We start from the raw sequence: 13,783 nt of genomic DNA, 5'->3' as shown, positions 1-13,783 counted from the left end.
CCGCCGATCGACGCCCAGGCCCGCACCGCCCCGGCGCGCTTCTCGGGCGACGTCGTGTCGAGCAGCAACGCGAGCGACGTCGGCATCAGCAGCGCAGCGCCGGCGGCCTGCACGAGCCGTGCCACGACCAGCGTCCCGACGTTGGGAGCGAGTGCGCAGCCGACCGAGGCGAGGGTGAACACCGCCAGGCCAGTCAGGAAGACCGGCTTGTGGCCGGAGCGGTCAGCGACACGGCCGGCGACCACGAGGAGCGCCGCGAAAACGATCGCGTAGCCGCTGAGGACCCAGGAGAGGGAGCCGAGGCCGCTGCCGCCGAACGAGCGGCCGATCGCCGGAAGGGCCACGTTGACGATGAAGAGGTCGAGGTTCGACATGAAGACCGCGGCCGCGACCGTCGCGAACACGGCTCGCGACGCCCTGCCTGAGTTTGAAATTCCAACTGTCATGGATCGGAGGCTAGCCGGGTAAGTTTGAAAACACAACGGACTCGGGAGACAATGGGTACGTGAACTCGAACGTGAAGCAGGGCGAGAACTCGGTTCCGCACCCCGAAGTGCCTGGTCGGCCGTGCTCCGCGGCCGCCGCGCTGCAACTCGTCGGCGAACGCTGGGCCCTCCTGGCGATCCGCGAGATCTTCTACGGCAACCAGCGCTTCGACCAGATCGTCCGCAACACCGGCGCCCCCCGCGACCGCCTCGCCGCCAGACTGCGCGCACTGGAAGAGGCGGGCCTGGTCCAGCGCCGCGCATACAGCGCCCCTTGCGCTTCGAATACCACCTCACGGAGGCCGGCCGCGATCTCGCACCGGTGATGCACGCACTGCTGACCTGGGGCGATCGCTGGGCGGTGGACACTCGGCCGGTCGCCTTCCGGCATCGCGGCGGGTCCGGCTCCGACCATGACGCCGAGCACGACCTCGATCTCAGGTCGACGTGCCGGACCTGCGGTGAGGAGGTCGGGGCGGGACCTCTCACGATCGACGTGCGGGCGCCCGGATGGGATCGGGCCGGGCCGATCGAAGGCTCCTGAACTCGGCAGCGATCAGGGGTGAAGGGGCTCCTCGACCAGCCCGGCACTCCCCCGCCGCCTCGGCCAGACTCCAGCCCGTCACCTCGGCACCCGGCCGCCCCTCCAAGGTCACCGCCCGAACGACCGGAGCGAGGTGCTGCCGGCCCATGTCCGGGCGGTCCTGTCGGACACGGAGCCTGAGCCTCCTGAGACGGGGGCCGGACCGGGGTCAGGCTGTCGGTGCCTGGCCGCCACGCATCGTGAACAACCCCAGCACGCCAGTCATCTCCAGCAGCCGCCGCAGCTGATTCGGCAGCGGCCCGGCCAGGGCCAGGGAACGGCTGTTGTTCGGCCGGATGAGAACGTTGAGGAACGACGAGTCCGCGAACGTCACCCCGGCAACATCGACCACCAGGAGCCGAGCCTCAGCGGCATCACGGTCACAGGCGGCCGCCGGCTTCCCCGTCGTGTCCAGGTCGAACTCACCAAAGCCGATGGGCCTTGACCCCGGATGTTGAGCACGTCTATGCGGCTTGGGTCAGGGTAGTAGCTGCTGGTTGGAGGTCGTTCTCGTAGGCGATCGGGGGCCGTTGGCCGAGGTGGGAGTGTCGGCGGCGGGTGTTGTATCGGGTCAGTCAGCAAAAGGCGTCGAGTCCGGAAATTTCCGTCACACTCGCCTGCACACCACACACATACCCGTCAGGCGTGACCCTGACATTCACTGACCGTTACACCCACCCGCACCACCAGCCGCAATCCGGAATCATGCGCTCCGGCGCACCACGCGGCGCACTCCGGCAGGCATCACCCGCCCGGACCAGTTGACCAAGTAACAACCGTTCTGCGGAATTCTTCGCACCCACGTACAAATATGCACAAAAGTTCATTTCTTACAGCCAGTCCGGGCGCCAGTCCTGCCCCAGCACCCCCGCTCACGGCACGGCCGGCTCACCGGGAACGGCACGGCCAGCCCCGCCTCGAAACAGCAGAAGCAGCCGAACGAACAGGACGCGACCCGGAGATGCCGAACCCGCGATCGGGGACTAACGGGCTCGGTCGCTGATCTCGTGATGCTGGGCGGCTGAGCTATGCAGCCTCCGGGTGTGTGGTTCAGGGGTTTGGTGCGGTTGTTTCCGCATCTGTCGGGTGTGGTGGTGGAGTCGATCTCACGGGACGCGGGTGTGGTCACGTTTCGTACGCGGGCCCGGGCCGACTCGGCGAGATGCCCGCGGTGCATGTCGCGGTCGTGGCGGGTGCACGGTCGGTACTAACGGCGCTTGGCGGACGCCGCCCTGTGAACGACTCCGACGGTTGTCCGGCTGACTGTTCGCCGATTCAAGCGCTTCAGTCCTGGCTGCCCGACGGTGACCTTCGCTGAACAGATACCGGGCCTGACCAGCCCCAACGCCCGACACAACCCGGTCCTGCGCAAGCTGCTGGCGCGGGTGGCCGAGGCCCTGGCCGACCGGGTCGGCGCCCGACTGGCCCGACGGATGGGAATGCCGCTGACCAAGGACACCCTGCTCCGGCTTCTGCGTGTGTCCGATCTTGAGGATGCCGGTGCGGTGTCCTGGGAGTGGACGAGTTCGTCCTGCTCAATGGGCACAACTACGCGACGCTTCTGGTCGGCCTCGAAGCCCGGCGCCCCGTCGATGTCTTGCCCGGACGAGAGGTGGAGACGGTCGCCCGCTGGCTTGAGGGCCATCCGGAGGTGGAGATCGTCTGCCTCGACCGGGCATCCGCCTATGCCGAGGCGGCCCGGGCGGCCGCACCCCAAGCGGTCCAGATCGCAGACTTCTGGCACCTGTGGAACATCTCGCCCATCGACATCTATGGTCCGTCGTTGAGCCGGACATCGGCCTTGGCCAATCTCCGCGTGCCGATGCGGTGGCCGACTCCCGACCCAGCTCTCCTCCGCGCCGGGCAGCGCACTGTGGATCCCTTGATCCAGAAACCCGGCCAAATCGAAATCCGTACGCCTGTGTGGCTTGTTTGAATCCTCCCGCCAACAGTGGTTTCCGGACGAGAAGTGCAGTACCGATTGCCCTGGTCCGTACCTCGCCACCACGCTGAGCCCGGCACGCCATCGGGATCACCCATGCCGAAACAGCGGGCTTTGTCATGCAGGACGTCGCGGTCATCGGTGCAGGGCACATGGGGACAGCCATGATCGCGGGTATCCGGAGGCAGATGCCGTCCGTACGGATCGAAGTCGCGGAGCAGTCGGCGGAGCGGGTCCGCCTCCTGCGTGACCAGTTCGGCATCGAGGCCCGCGACGCGTACACTCCCCGCCCCGGCACCGTGGTCCTGCTCGCCATCCCGCCCCAGGCATTCGAGGAATTCGCCGCCCGGGCAGTCCCGGGCTCCTACCGGAACTGCCTCGTCATCTCCGTGATGGGCGGGGTGACCGTCGCCGCGATCACCCAGCTCCTCGACACGCAGCGCGTCGTGCGGTCGATACCCAACACCCCGTCCGAGGTGGGGCAGGGCATGACCGTGTTCTGTGCCGACCCGTCGATCGGCGCGGCCGACGTGGAGGCGGCCCGCCGGGTGCTCTCGGTGATCGGCGGGGCTCTCCGCGTCGAGGACGAGGCCTTGCTGGACGACGCCTCCGCTCTGTGCGGCGGCGGGCCCGCCTTCGTCGCGCACATCGCGGGCGCCTTCGCCGGCTTCGCCCTGACGGCGGGCTTCAACGCGTCCCAGGCGCGGGCCATCACCTGCCAGGTGCTGCGCGGAACGGCCGATCTGCTGGAGCTCACACGGCGTGACCCGGAAGAGGTGACACGCCAGGTCATGACTCCGGGAGGGACCACGGAGCGCGGCATGTCCGTGCTCCGGCAGCGGAATCTGCACGATGTGATCATCGAGGCGCTCGACAGCGCCGCCGCCCGTTCGCGTGAACTCGGCGCGATCGGCAAGTGAGACCCGGCCGGCACACGAGAGTGCAGGCGGAGCCGGGCAGTGATGTCCGGCAGAGACAACCGGCAGCGGAGCCCAGGCGCTGAACCGTGGGGACGATATGGGGGGCACGTGCTCGGCCTGACCAATGAGAGTCGGACGTCCGACTCCGCGATGGTGTCATCGCAAGACTCGTACGAGGCCTACTTCGGGCTCGGCCACTCACTTCGCCTCCTCGACCGGTCCGGGGTCTTCCGGGTCAGCCCGGCTGGACTGCGCCTCGGCGACCTGCTGGTTCGTCATGCGGAAGTGACGGCTGACGACGGCTGGGCACTCGACATGGGAACCGGGAGCGGGGTCCAGGCCTTGCTGCTGCGCAGTATCGGCGCCCGGAACATCGTGGCCACGGACATCTCGGAACCCTCCGTGAAGATTGCGGGCGAGAACGAGATCCTGAACTTCGGGGACCAGGCCGTCAACTTCGAGGTGGGCGGCCTCTTCGACGCGCCCTCAGCCGACCGGGCATTCGACCTCATTGTCTTCAACCCCCCTGGCTGGCGCACTCCTTCGCCCGACTGCCAGGAGGGTCTGGAGCGGCTCGGCCTGACCGGACTCGGTCTGGAGGCGATGTTCTCGGGGGACCGCGTGCTCACGGAGTTCCTCTGCCGCCTGCCCGACCACCTGACCGAATCCGGGCGGGCCATCGTCGGCTTCAACTCCATGGTCGGAATCCAGAAAGTGCTCACCGATGTCAGAAAGCAGTTCGGCGCCCACCACTCCCTGAGGTTCCGGCTCCTGGAGCGGCACACGTTCCCCCTCTTCGTCTACACGGAGAAGTGGCGCGCCTCCTTGGACATGCTGATGGCGGAGTTCGAGCTCTGGAAGGAGCATTACGGCTCCGCGTTCTCCGTGCACGCCGACGGCACGCTCTACTTCTCCTACGAACTCGTCGAATGCCGCGTCTCCCGTCCCGCGAGGACCACCAGGTGACCGGTCCGGCCCCTGCCGCAGGGGCGGCCACCGGGGTGGCGTCCATGGTGGTCGCGAACCTGATCCTGGGTTCCTCGGTCGTCTACTGGCATGCGCTCGGCCACATTCCCGCCACCACTCTGCTGGGATACCGGATCCTCGTCTCCCTCGTCACCCTCACCCTCGCCGTCGCCGTCCTGCGCCGCGCCGGGGTGCTGCGCGCGGCGGTCGCCGACTGGCGGCTGCTCGTCACCCATCTGCTCGCCGCCGTACTGATCTGCGTCAACTGGCTCACCTTCATCTGGGCGTCCATCCACGGCCGGGTCATCGAGGCCAGCCTCGGGTACCTGATCGCGCCGGCCGTCACCATCGCCGTGGGGATGCTCCTCGTACGCGAGCCGGTCAGCCGGCTGCGCCGCGCCGCGCTGGCGTTCTGTCTGCTCGGCATCGCCCTGCTCATCGCCAGGAGCGGCGAACTGGACTGGTGGGTGTTCGTCACCATCAGCGCAACCTGGGGGCTGTACGGTGCCGTTAAGAAGCAATCCCCGGCGGACCCGGTCACCGGCCTCACCCTGGAGACGTGCTTCCTCGCCGTCGGCGTCGTGACGGTCGCCGCGCTCTCCTCCTACTCGCTGGCGCTGCAACCGCCCGCTGACACCTCCGACTACGTACTGCTCGCGTTCTGCGGGCTGATCTCCGTCGTCCCGCTCTGGCTTTTCTCGTTCGGAGCGAAGGCCATCACCCTGACCCTGTCCGGCTTCGTCCAGTACCTGAATCCGACTGCCCAGCTCGTCATCGCCCTCAGCGTCTACGGACAGGTGCCGTCCGCCAACACCTTCGTCTGCTTCGCGCTGGTCTGGCTCTCGCTTGTCTCCCTCGTCATGGAGGCCGTCCTCGGCGAGCGACGCCGACAGCCGAAGAATCCGCAGCCGTCCGCGGAACTGATGAAGGGAAACCACCATTCGTGACCAGCACCTACGACGCCGTTGTCGTCGGCCTTGGGATATCCGGATCCGCCGCCGCCTCGGCGCTGGCGACGCGGGGAGCTTCCGTCCTCGCCGTCGATGCGCACGGCCCGACCCACCCGTACGGCTCTTCGCACGGCGAGAGCCGCATCTTCCGGCGCGCGTACTGGGAGGGGACGTCGTACCTGCCGCTCCTGGACCGCGCCGACCGGATGTGGAGCGAACTGGAGAGCGCGCACGGCGACGTCCTGACCGTGCGTACCGGCGGCCTGTTCATGGGGGACACCGCCGAGGGCCTGGTCGAGCTCAGCCGGTCCACCGCCCGGGCCGGCGGCATCGCGCACGATTTCTGGGACGCGGCGGAGGCCAACGCCCGCTTCGACTGGCTCAGCCTGGCCCCGGACATCTCCGTCCTGCACGAACCCGGCGCCTACACCCTCCTCGCCGACCGCGCCCGGTTGGCGCTGATCGACACGGCCGTGCGCGCCGGCGCCGCAGTGCGCTTCGGTGAGCGGGCGCTGGCCGTCTCCTCCACCGCCGAGGGTGCGACCGTACGTCTTGCCTCCGGTGAGACGGTGTCGTGCGGAGCGGTCGTCCTGGCCGCCGGCCCCTGGTCGAACGACTTCCTCGCCGACGAGCTCCCCGGCATTCTCCGCCCGCACCGCGTGCCCGTGTACTGGTTCCGTACCCACTCCTCCAGGGGAATCGAGGGGATGCCCGCGTTCGTCTACGAGTCGGCTTCCGGAGGTGTCGTCTACTGCTGCCCGGAGTGGAGCCGCGGCGGCCGGGAGATCAAGATCGGCTTCCACAACAGGCAGCAGGCCCCGGGCGATCCGTCCGACCTGACTCCCCGCCCGGTCAGGTCGACGCAGCGGGCCGAGATCACCGAGGCGGTGTCGCGGTTCCTGACCGGGATCGATCCCGAGCCCGTGCGGTCCGCGATGTGCTTCTACACGATGACGCCGGATGGCAGCTTCGTCATCGACCGGGTGCGGTCCGCGCCCCGGCTCGTGTATTCCGCCTCCTGCTCCGGACACGGCTTCAAGTTCGCCCCGGCGATCGGGGAGTGCCTGGCGCAGCTGGCCCTGGGGGAGAGGCCGCACATCGACCTCACCGCCTTCGCCCGGGCGCGGTTCGACGTGTGATACTCCAGCAGCGTTTTGCCATCTGGCCTGGTCAGAGTCATCCTCGGGAGCGTAGTGGGCGGGTGGGGTGCCGGTGGTGGTCTTGGCTGAGTGCCCCACCAGCGAGTGGAGGCGGCGTTGGTAGCGGCAGTGACGGGGGCTGGGCTCTGTCGCTGATCTTGTGATCGGAGGACTGCTGTCGGTGGTGCCTGACATCGTGTCCCTCGTGCACTTCGCGGAGTTTCGAGGCGCTTGCTCCTCATCTATGCGGTGTCATCGTGGAGTTGGTCGAGCGATCGGCCGATGCGATCACGATGCACGCCCGTGTCCGTGCGGTCGATGCGCGCTGCTCGGCTGCCAGTCCACGTCAGCGCAGGTGCATGGTCGGTATCTGAGACGCCTGTCCGATGCGGCGGTCAGCGGCACCCGGGTGGTCATCGAGCTGCTGGTACGCCGGTGCCGCTGTCTCAACGACGCCTGACCCACGGTAACCTTCACCGAACAGGTCACCGGGCTGACCAGCCCGTATGCCCGCTACACCCCGCTGATGCGTCAGACGTTGACCTCGATCGCCCTGGCGCTGGCCGGACGAGCGGGCAGCCGACTCGCCATCGCATTCGGAGCCCCGGCGGCGAACGACACCCTCTTGCGCCTGCTCAGGTCCTTTCCCGAGCAACCGGTCGGGCAGGTCAGAGTGCTCTGCGTCGATGATTTCGCATGACGCAAGGGCGGCTCGTAGGCCGCCATCCTGGTCGACCTGGAACGACGGTGCCCCATCGACGTACTGCCGGGCCGCGAGGCAGACCCGCTGGCTGCCTGGCTGCTGGGACACCCCGAGGTGGAGGTGATCTGCAGGGACCGTGGCGGGGCGTATGCCGACGGCGCCGGACGTGCTCAGCCGAAGCGGTTGATCTTGGGGAACTTCGCGGTGGTGTCGACGTAGTACTTGCGGACCAGCGGGCCGAAGCCGCCCTCCTCCTCTCCGAGGATCATCGACTTGACGACCCCCAGGCTTTTCGCCGCGGTGAACTCCTCCGGCTTCGTCTCGGGCTCCCCCGCGACCAGTGCCTTCCACGCCGCCTGGGACTCCGCCGTGGCGCTGACGTCCGGGTCGAGGCCCAGGTAGTAGACGCGGTCGTCGGCGTCCTTCCCGACGGCCAGGAAGACGATCACGTGGAATCCGCTGGTGAACTTGCTCTTGGCCCCGCCCACGTGCCCGGCCGGGCCGTTGACGTACACGGCGCGCTCGGCCTTCAGGGCCGTGTCTATGCCGGTCCACGCGGCCGAGGCGCTGAGCACCGACCCGAGGTCGGCGGGCGTGAAGAGCCCGCCCTTCCCGGGGCTCAGCAGAGCGCCGACCTCCTTGGCGCGCCCCTGGCAGTTGCTGTCCATCATCTTCCCGAACGCGGAATCGACCGGCATCTGCAGCCAGCATGCGAGGCGCTTGAGGCCGGTGCTGCCCTCCGTTGCGTCCACCGCCTTCGCGATCCGGTCCCTGATGTCCTTGAGCGCCGGCGTGGGCTTGTCGCCGGCCTGAACGTACGCCTGCTCGATCACGAAGCATCCCCCCGAGTCCGGGCTCCACTTGGGCCCCACCATGACGCACGGAGCGTACCCACGAAGGAGCGGAGCGTGAAGACCCCGGGACGACCAACACCGCGCCGCGTCATTGCCGTTGGGCGATGCCCACCACCGGACGCGCGGCGGCCCGGGTCACGTCACGTGGTGACGGGCTACTCCCCCGGCACCGGATCGCCCAGCCGCGCGCCCCGACTGACGGCGATGCGGTGCACGTCGCGCAGGGCCTCCGTCAGCCGGGTGGCTAGGTAGCGGGTCTGGAACGCGGTCACGGCGGAATCGGCGAACAGTCATCCGCGTGCCAGCCCGCACGTGCTGAGGATGAGGTTGGCGATGCTCGCCCCCGGCGACGGTCCGGGATGCTAGATCGCACAGTCGCTGGACTTCCGGAATGGCCGAGCACTCCCGTGTCACGGTGGCAGGGCGACAAAGGGTCCACGCACGGCGGCGCCCTGCCGGTCGAAAGCAGCCCGGCCTGCTGCGCCAAGGACACCTCGTGGCCTGGGGCCTTGGCACTCACCTGCGGTGCGGTGTTGGCGGCCGCCCGCCGTCCAGACGGCCGCCAACACCCTGACCCCGGTCAGTGGTGGCGCCGGCCCCAGGACTCGGTGTCGACCGTGCGCCCGCGGTTATCGCGCAGCGTGGCGGTGTCAGCCTGGTTGCCCCAGATGTAGTCGCGGCTGTTCTGGAAGAGGTCGGTTCGGGTGTCGCGGCCGTTGCCGGTGTGGATGCGAATGGTGGCGCGGCCGGCCAGGCGGACGTTGTCGAAGCGGTAGCGGTTGCCGTCACTGTCGCGCAGGGTCCAGCCGCGGAGGTTGACCGTGTCGCGGGTGGTGTTGGTGATCTCCACCCACTCGCTGTTCAGGGACCGATTCGAACGGTCGTCGCGTCCGGGGCTGTCGGCCTGGACCCGGCTGATCTCCACCCGCGGACGCTGCTGGTGGTGACCATCCTGCGCGGCGGCCGGCAGCGCGGCCGCACCGACCACGACCCCGGCGGCCAGAACGGTGGCGGCGATACGACGGACGGAGGAAGAAACAGACGACATGGGTGACGCTCCCTCATCAGCGCTCCACCAGCCGAAACAGGCCGGTAAGGGCGGTGCGGATTCCCGGCCCGGATGAGCCGAGGACCCCACTCTCGACCCGACACACGACCGACTACAGCCCTCACCGGAGCCGGTTACCGAAACCGGAAATTTCCGTCACACTCGCCTGCACACCACACACAAACCCTGTCGTCTGCCACGAGAACGCCACTCGTTCTGCCGCGGGAAGTGTCAGTGGCGGCTACGGGTGAAGGCGGGAGCTTCATGCTCCATGAGCTACGAACGGCAAGCGATGACAGCTTCCGTTCGGACACGCTCTTCGAGTAGGCCGCCCTCCGGCCGGAATGCGGTCAGTGCTCGGTGAAGGTCACGTTCGAAGGCCGGAAGATCGGAGCCGAGGGCGGCCGGGCTCGTGAAGCTGAAGGAGAGCTGGAGCCCGATGACCTCGTTCACGGTCCGGCGGACCGTGCGATCCCAGTGGATCGCCCCGATCCGGGAGAACGGTGAGCGGAGCAGAACCTCCTCGTGCCGCACGTCTGGATAGGCGCCCGGGGCGGAGTCCGGACGGCGGTCCGGGCCCAGATACCGGTTGCGGACCTCCTCGACCACAGGCAGCCAGGCCGGGAGATCGAGGTCCTCGTGCCGCGCTCCGCAGGTGGCCAACACCACCGCTCCACCGGGTTCGATCAAGGTGTCCAGGCCTTGCAGCAGCCGTTCGCGGTCAGTCCAGTGGAATGACGCGCCCATGACCGTCAGCAGTACCGGCCCCACGTTCAGCGCGAGCAACGTGTTGGAGTCCCCCCGTCGCCAGTCGATACCGCCCACACCCGCCTCGGCGGCAAGCCGGCGGCCCTCGGCAAGCATGTCCGGCTCGGGATCGACCGCGACCACTTCACGGACCAGCGCCGCCAGCGGCAACGTCAGCGCGCCACTGCCAGCCCCCAAGTCCAGCACGCGTTGGGTCCCGTCCAATAAGAAGCGCGTACCTAGCAGGGTGAACAAGTGATCGTCGTACGCAGGCCGAAACCTCGCGTAGTACGGCACGGTCGAAGCGAACAACCCACGCGGTGAAGACTCCATCCCCTCACTGTTCCACCACGGCCAGTCGCTACGGCGGAGACAATGGCCAGCGGCAGGAGCGGCTTCACTCAGAAGAGGGTTCGGGGGTAGGGCAGCAGCACGTCCAGCTAGGCCGCGTTTTAGAACTGGATCACTCATGTGATCTTCTGTGCAGAGGAGGTCCTGCCATGGGTCCACGGAGGCCGCGACCGGGACCGGCTTCCGCTGTGGGATGTTCAGCGAAGGTCCCGTCGTCTACTACTGCCAGAAGGAGCGGATCAGCTGTGATCACGGATGACATCCTCGCGCGCATGCTCGAAACGGTTCCCGAGACGAGGCCCTTCCTGGAGGAGAAGTACGAGCTCGGGCCGGGTGAGGCGCTGCCGACCTCGGACGGCGAGCTGAGCCTCTACGTGATCCTGCTCGATGGGTTGGTCAGGCCCGTCCTCCAGCCGGCCCTGGCGGCGCCGGAGGGGGACGAGGACCTGCTGCGCAGGTGCTTCGGGTTCGTCGAGGAGGTGTACGCGTTCGATACCGAGCTCACCCGCGGCGCGGTGTACTTCCAGGTCCTGGAGAGCCTGCTCGACGCCCGGGAGTACCTGGTCAACGCGATACCCTTCCTGCGGGGAAACATCAGGGAGCCCGTCTCCAAGATGCTCAGGACCTATGAGGTCGAGGGGTACGAGGACGGCCTGCCGCCCCTCTAGGCCGTGGTTTAGGAAGGGCGGGCGGCCAGCCATTTGGTGAGGTCGCCCGCGATGCGGTCGGTGCTGTTCTCGACGGTTACGTCGTGTTCGCGGCGGGTGGTGTCGCGGCGGACGATCTCATATCCGCCCTCGTCCGGGACTGCGACGGAGGCGAACCAGGCGGGGTCGTCCTGGTCGGGTTGAATGACGACGAAGGTATTATCGGAGTCGTTCAGGTCGCTGATCAGCATGAACAGCGCGTCCCCAGACGGGTCGTCGACGTGGTCGCCGTTCTCACTGTCGGCGCAGTAGTACCTGGCGGCCACTGAACCCTCCCCATGCGTGTGCTGCCCGATGCCGGTGATCAGCATGGCACGGCCGCATGGGCGGCCGCTGGTTCACAGCCACTGATGGATCGCCGCGACCTGGACGGTCGCCTCGAACCGGCAGGCGAGCTTGTCATACCGGGTCGCGACAGCCCGGTGCTGCTTGAGGCGGCTGATCCCGCACTCGACCGCGTGGCGGGCCTTGTAGTCCTGCCGGTCGAAGGCCGGCGGGCGGCCACCGGCACGGCCACGGCGCTTGCGGTTGCGGACCTGGTCGGCCGGCTCGGCGATGGTGCAGCGGATCCCGCGTCTGCGCAGGTAGGCACGGTTGGCGCGGGATGAGTACGCCTTGTCACCACGCACCCGCAGCGGCTTGCGCCTCGGACGACCGCCACCCGGCTTGGGCACCTGGATCGCTTCGAGGACCGGCTCGAACTGCGGGCTGTCGCCCCGCTGGCCTGCCGTGACCAGCAACGACAGCGGCTTCTGGCCCTGCTCGCACGCCAGATGAATCTTCGTGGAGAACCCACCCCGCGACCTGCCCAGCCCGTGATCCTCCGGTTCGAACCCGAGCCCACCGGGCGGCTCCTTCTGCCCGGTGCCGTCCCGGCGGGCACCAGCCGCGTGCTGATGGGCCCGGCGGACCGTGGAGTTGACGTTCACCTCCCACGTGATCAGCCCGGCCGCATCCGCCCGCCCCTGCAACAAGGTCAGGAGCCGGGTGTGTTGTTCGGACAGGTTGGTGACGCGGCTGGCGGGTGTGTGGCCTTGGATGCCGGTGTGGGGTCGGTGGTAGTTGTACCAGTCGATCCAGTCGGCAAACGCTTCCATGCGTTCGTGGTCTGAGGTGTAGGGCCGGTGGTAGGCCCATTCCTCGAGCAGGGTGCGGTGGAAGCGTTCGACCTTGCCGTTGGTCTGGGGGCGCCAGGGCCGGGTCCATCGTGGGCTGATGGCCAGATCACGGCAGGTGTCGCGCCAGGTGTTCTTGGTGTAGGCCCAGGCGTTGTCGGTCAGGACGCGTTCAACGGTGACGCCTCGTTCTGCGAACCAGGCGACGGCGCGGGTGAGGAAGGCGGCGCAGGTCGGGGCGGTCTCGTCGGGGAGGTCTTCGGTGTAGGCGAGGCGGGTGTGGTCGTCGAGTGCGGTGTGGAGGTAGGCGTATCCGGCCCCGTTGCGGCGGTCCTTGTTCGGGCTGCCGGCGGCCCGGCCGAGGACTTTGTGGCCGCCGCCGTCGGGGATCCTGCCGAGTTTCTTGACGTCGACGTGGATCAGTTCGCCGGGCCTGGCGCGTTCGTAGCGGCGGACGGGTTCGCCGGTGGCCCGGTCCAGGGCCGCCAGGGGCGGCAGGCCGTGCCGGGCGAGGACGCGGGCGTCCATGGCGGGGACGCGTTCCTCGGTGGCCCGAGCGGTGTCCGAGCTCCCGCCCGACCTGCCGCGCCTGCGCACCGTCGTGACGTACCTGCGCGGCGAGCTCGTCCGCGCCGAACGGGCACTGAACACGGCGGAAGAGCGCGAGGCCCTCGCCGCGCGGCGCCGCCCGCCGGCCGATCCCCCCGCGTGGCTGATCGAGCGCGGCATCGGGGCGGGCCGGCTACCGGTCCGCGTCCACGCCGGGACCTGCTGGGATGCCCGGAAGCGCTGCGCGGCCCTTAGTACCGACGAGGCCCGCCGGGCGCTGGTCGAGCAAATACCTCCCTGTCCGCACTGCCGGCCTGACGTCGCTCTCGGGATGCTGGAGTGACCGGTGGCAGCAGGGTGGGGGGGATGGCTGCTGCGCTGCGCGTGATCGTCTATCCGCCGGACGCCGAGGGCGGACGCCGCGTCCGGTGCGACGGCGAAATCCTCGGCCGCGCCCTGGGCCCCGGCGACCTCCTGGAGTTCCTGCGACGCGCAGGACTGGACCCCGACGAAGTCCGCCTGGACGATCCGCTGCTGATCGAGTGGCGCGGTGGCGGGCCGGCCGTCTGGAGCGCCCCCGGCGAGGAGTGAGAGCGGCAGTGGGGGGCCCCCCCCCCCCCGGGGGGGGGCCCCCCCCCCGGGGCCGGGGCGGCGGGGGGTGGTGGCGCAAGCGGGGGGGGGGGGGGGGTTGTTTTTCAGGCGGGGTGGGGGAAACAAACCCCCC

At 68.9% G+C, this 13,783-nt stretch carries 16 protein-coding genes and 2 pseudogenes; 10 read left to right on the top strand and 8 right to left on the bottom strand.

Annotated elements, in window-relative coordinates; translation table 11 throughout:
- Positions 1 to 404 (bottom strand): MFS transporter (locus tag ACFXGI_RS37175; RefSeq protein ID WP_384716988.1); only part of this gene is annotated, 404 nt, incomplete at its 3' end.
- Positions 405 to 505: 101 nt separating this feature from the next.
- On the opposite strand from ACFXGI_RS37175, the pseudogene ACFXGI_RS37170 reads away from it, so the two are divergent.
- Positions 506 to 1,029, top strand: a pseudogene (locus tag ACFXGI_RS37170) (winged helix-turn-helix transcriptional regulator).
- Between the two features lie 208 nt (positions 1,030 to 1,237).
- On the opposite strand, the gene ACFXGI_RS37165 reads toward ACFXGI_RS37170, so the two are convergent.
- Complete coding sequence (locus ACFXGI_RS37165; RefSeq protein ID WP_384716994.1) at positions 1,238 to 1,483, bottom strand: STAS domain-containing protein; 246 nt, start codon at positions 1,481 to 1,483, stop codon at positions 1,238 to 1,240.
- A gap of 1,101 nt (positions 1,484 to 2,584) precedes the next feature.
- On the opposite strand from ACFXGI_RS37165, the gene ACFXGI_RS37160 reads away from it, so the two are divergent.
- The 6 genes from ACFXGI_RS37160 to ACFXGI_RS37135 all read left to right on the top strand — a co-directional run bounded on the left by ACFXGI_RS37160 (position 2,585) and on the right by ACFXGI_RS37135 (position 7,685).
- A complete protein-coding gene (locus tag ACFXGI_RS37160) occupies positions 2,585 to 3,004 on the top strand; it encodes a transposase (RefSeq protein WP_384716985.1) in 420 nt (139 codons plus the stop codon).
- A 125-nt stretch (positions 3,005 to 3,129) separates the two neighbouring features.
- Positions 3,130 to 3,930 carry a pyrroline-5-carboxylate reductase gene (proC, locus tag ACFXGI_RS37155; RefSeq protein ID WP_384716982.1) on the top strand — a complete coding sequence of 267 codons (801 nt, stop codon included), beginning with the start codon at positions 3,130 to 3,132 and terminating at the stop codon, positions 3,928 to 3,930.
- A gap of 150 nt (positions 3,931 to 4,080) precedes the next feature.
- Positions 4,081 to 4,896, top strand: a complete 816-nt coding sequence (locus ACFXGI_RS37150; protein ID WP_384716979.1) for a 50S ribosomal protein L11 methyltransferase — start codon at positions 4,081 to 4,083, stop codon at positions 4,894 to 4,896.
- Positions 4,860 to 5,843, top strand: a complete 984-nt coding sequence (gene rarD / locus ACFXGI_RS37145; RefSeq protein ID WP_384716976.1) for an EamA family transporter RarD — start codon at positions 4,860 to 4,862, stop codon at positions 5,841 to 5,843. The genes ACFXGI_RS37150 and rarD overlap by 37 nt, the downstream gene beginning before the upstream one ends.
- Positions 5,840 to 6,985, top strand: a complete 1,146-nt coding sequence (gene solA / locus ACFXGI_RS37140) for an N-methyl-L-tryptophan oxidase (RefSeq protein WP_384716973.1) — start codon at positions 5,840 to 5,842, stop codon at positions 6,983 to 6,985. Before rarD ends, solA begins: the two co-directional genes overlap by 4 nt.
- Positions 6,986 to 7,511: 526 nt before the next feature.
- A complete protein-coding gene (locus ACFXGI_RS37135) occupies positions 7,512 to 7,685 on the top strand; it encodes a hypothetical protein (protein WP_384716970.1) in 174 nt (57 codons plus the stop codon).
- A gap of 173 nt (positions 7,686 to 7,858) precedes the next feature.
- Here the strand turns inward: ACFXGI_RS37135 and ACFXGI_RS37130 are convergent, their stop codons facing one another.
- The 3 genes from ACFXGI_RS37130 to ACFXGI_RS37120 form a co-directional block, all read right to left on the bottom strand.
- Positions 7,859 to 8,563, bottom strand: coding sequence for a hypothetical protein (locus ACFXGI_RS37130; RefSeq protein ID WP_384716967.1), 705 nt, complete (start codon positions 8,561 to 8,563; stop codon positions 7,859 to 7,861).
- A gap of 559 nt (positions 8,564 to 9,122) precedes the next feature.
- Complete coding sequence (locus ACFXGI_RS37125; protein ID WP_384716964.1) at positions 9,123 to 9,590, bottom strand: lamin tail domain-containing protein; 468 nt, start codon at positions 9,588 to 9,590, stop codon at positions 9,123 to 9,125.
- Positions 9,591 to 9,866: 276 nt separating this feature from the next.
- Entirely contained in the window at positions 9,867 to 10,634 is a 768-nt protein-coding gene (locus ACFXGI_RS37120; protein ID WP_384716961.1) for a class I SAM-dependent methyltransferase, read from the bottom strand.
- A gap of 299 nt (positions 10,635 to 10,933) precedes the next feature.
- Here ACFXGI_RS37120 and ACFXGI_RS37115 point away from each other — a divergent pair, with 299 nt between their 5' ends.
- Positions 10,934 to 11,356 (top strand): hypothetical protein, encoded by a 423-nt coding sequence (locus ACFXGI_RS37115; RefSeq protein WP_384716958.1) that lies wholly within the window; start codon positions 10,934 to 10,936, stop codon positions 11,354 to 11,356.
- 8 nt (positions 11,357 to 11,364) lie between these two features.
- On the opposite strand, the gene ACFXGI_RS37110 is transcribed toward ACFXGI_RS37115, so the two are convergent.
- From ACFXGI_RS37110 to ACFXGI_RS37100, 3 genes and pseudogenes are all read right to left on the bottom strand, one after another.
- Entirely contained in the window at positions 11,365 to 11,661 is a 297-nt protein-coding gene (locus tag ACFXGI_RS37110; RefSeq protein WP_384716955.1) for a hypothetical protein, read from the bottom strand.
- A 72-nt stretch (positions 11,662 to 11,733) separates the two neighbouring features.
- Entirely contained in the window at positions 11,734 to 12,324 is a 591-nt protein-coding gene (locus ACFXGI_RS37105) for an IS5 family transposase (protein WP_384716991.1), read from the bottom strand.
- 57 nt (positions 12,325 to 12,381) lie between these two features.
- Positions 12,382 to 13,161: pseudogene (locus tag ACFXGI_RS37100) on the bottom strand (IS481 family transposase); the annotation flags it as partial.
- Between ACFXGI_RS37100 and ACFXGI_RS37095 the strand changes: the two are divergent.
- Both ACFXGI_RS37095 and ACFXGI_RS37090 read left to right on the top strand, forming a co-directional pair.
- Positions 13,058 to 13,402: a DUF6233 domain-containing protein gene (locus tag ACFXGI_RS37095; RefSeq protein ID WP_384716952.1), complete on the top strand. Its 345-nt coding sequence runs from the start codon at positions 13,058 to 13,060 to the stop codon at positions 13,400 to 13,402. The pseudogene ACFXGI_RS37100 and the gene ACFXGI_RS37095 sit on opposite strands and share 104 nt — an antisense overlap.
- 23 nt (positions 13,403 to 13,425) lie before the next feature.
- A complete protein-coding gene (locus ACFXGI_RS37090) occupies positions 13,426 to 13,650 on the top strand; it encodes a hypothetical protein (RefSeq protein WP_384716949.1) in 225 nt (74 codons plus the stop codon).
- Positions 13,651 to 13,783 lie beyond the last annotated feature (133 nt).

It is taken from the genome of Streptomyces sp. NPDC059355 (genome assembly GCF_042752335.1).
Classification (GTDB): domain Bacteria; phylum Actinomycetota; class Actinomycetes; order Streptomycetales; family Streptomycetaceae; genus Streptomyces.
Note: the sequence above shows the minus strand (reverse complement) of the source record. Positions and strands in the feature narration are given on the sequence as shown.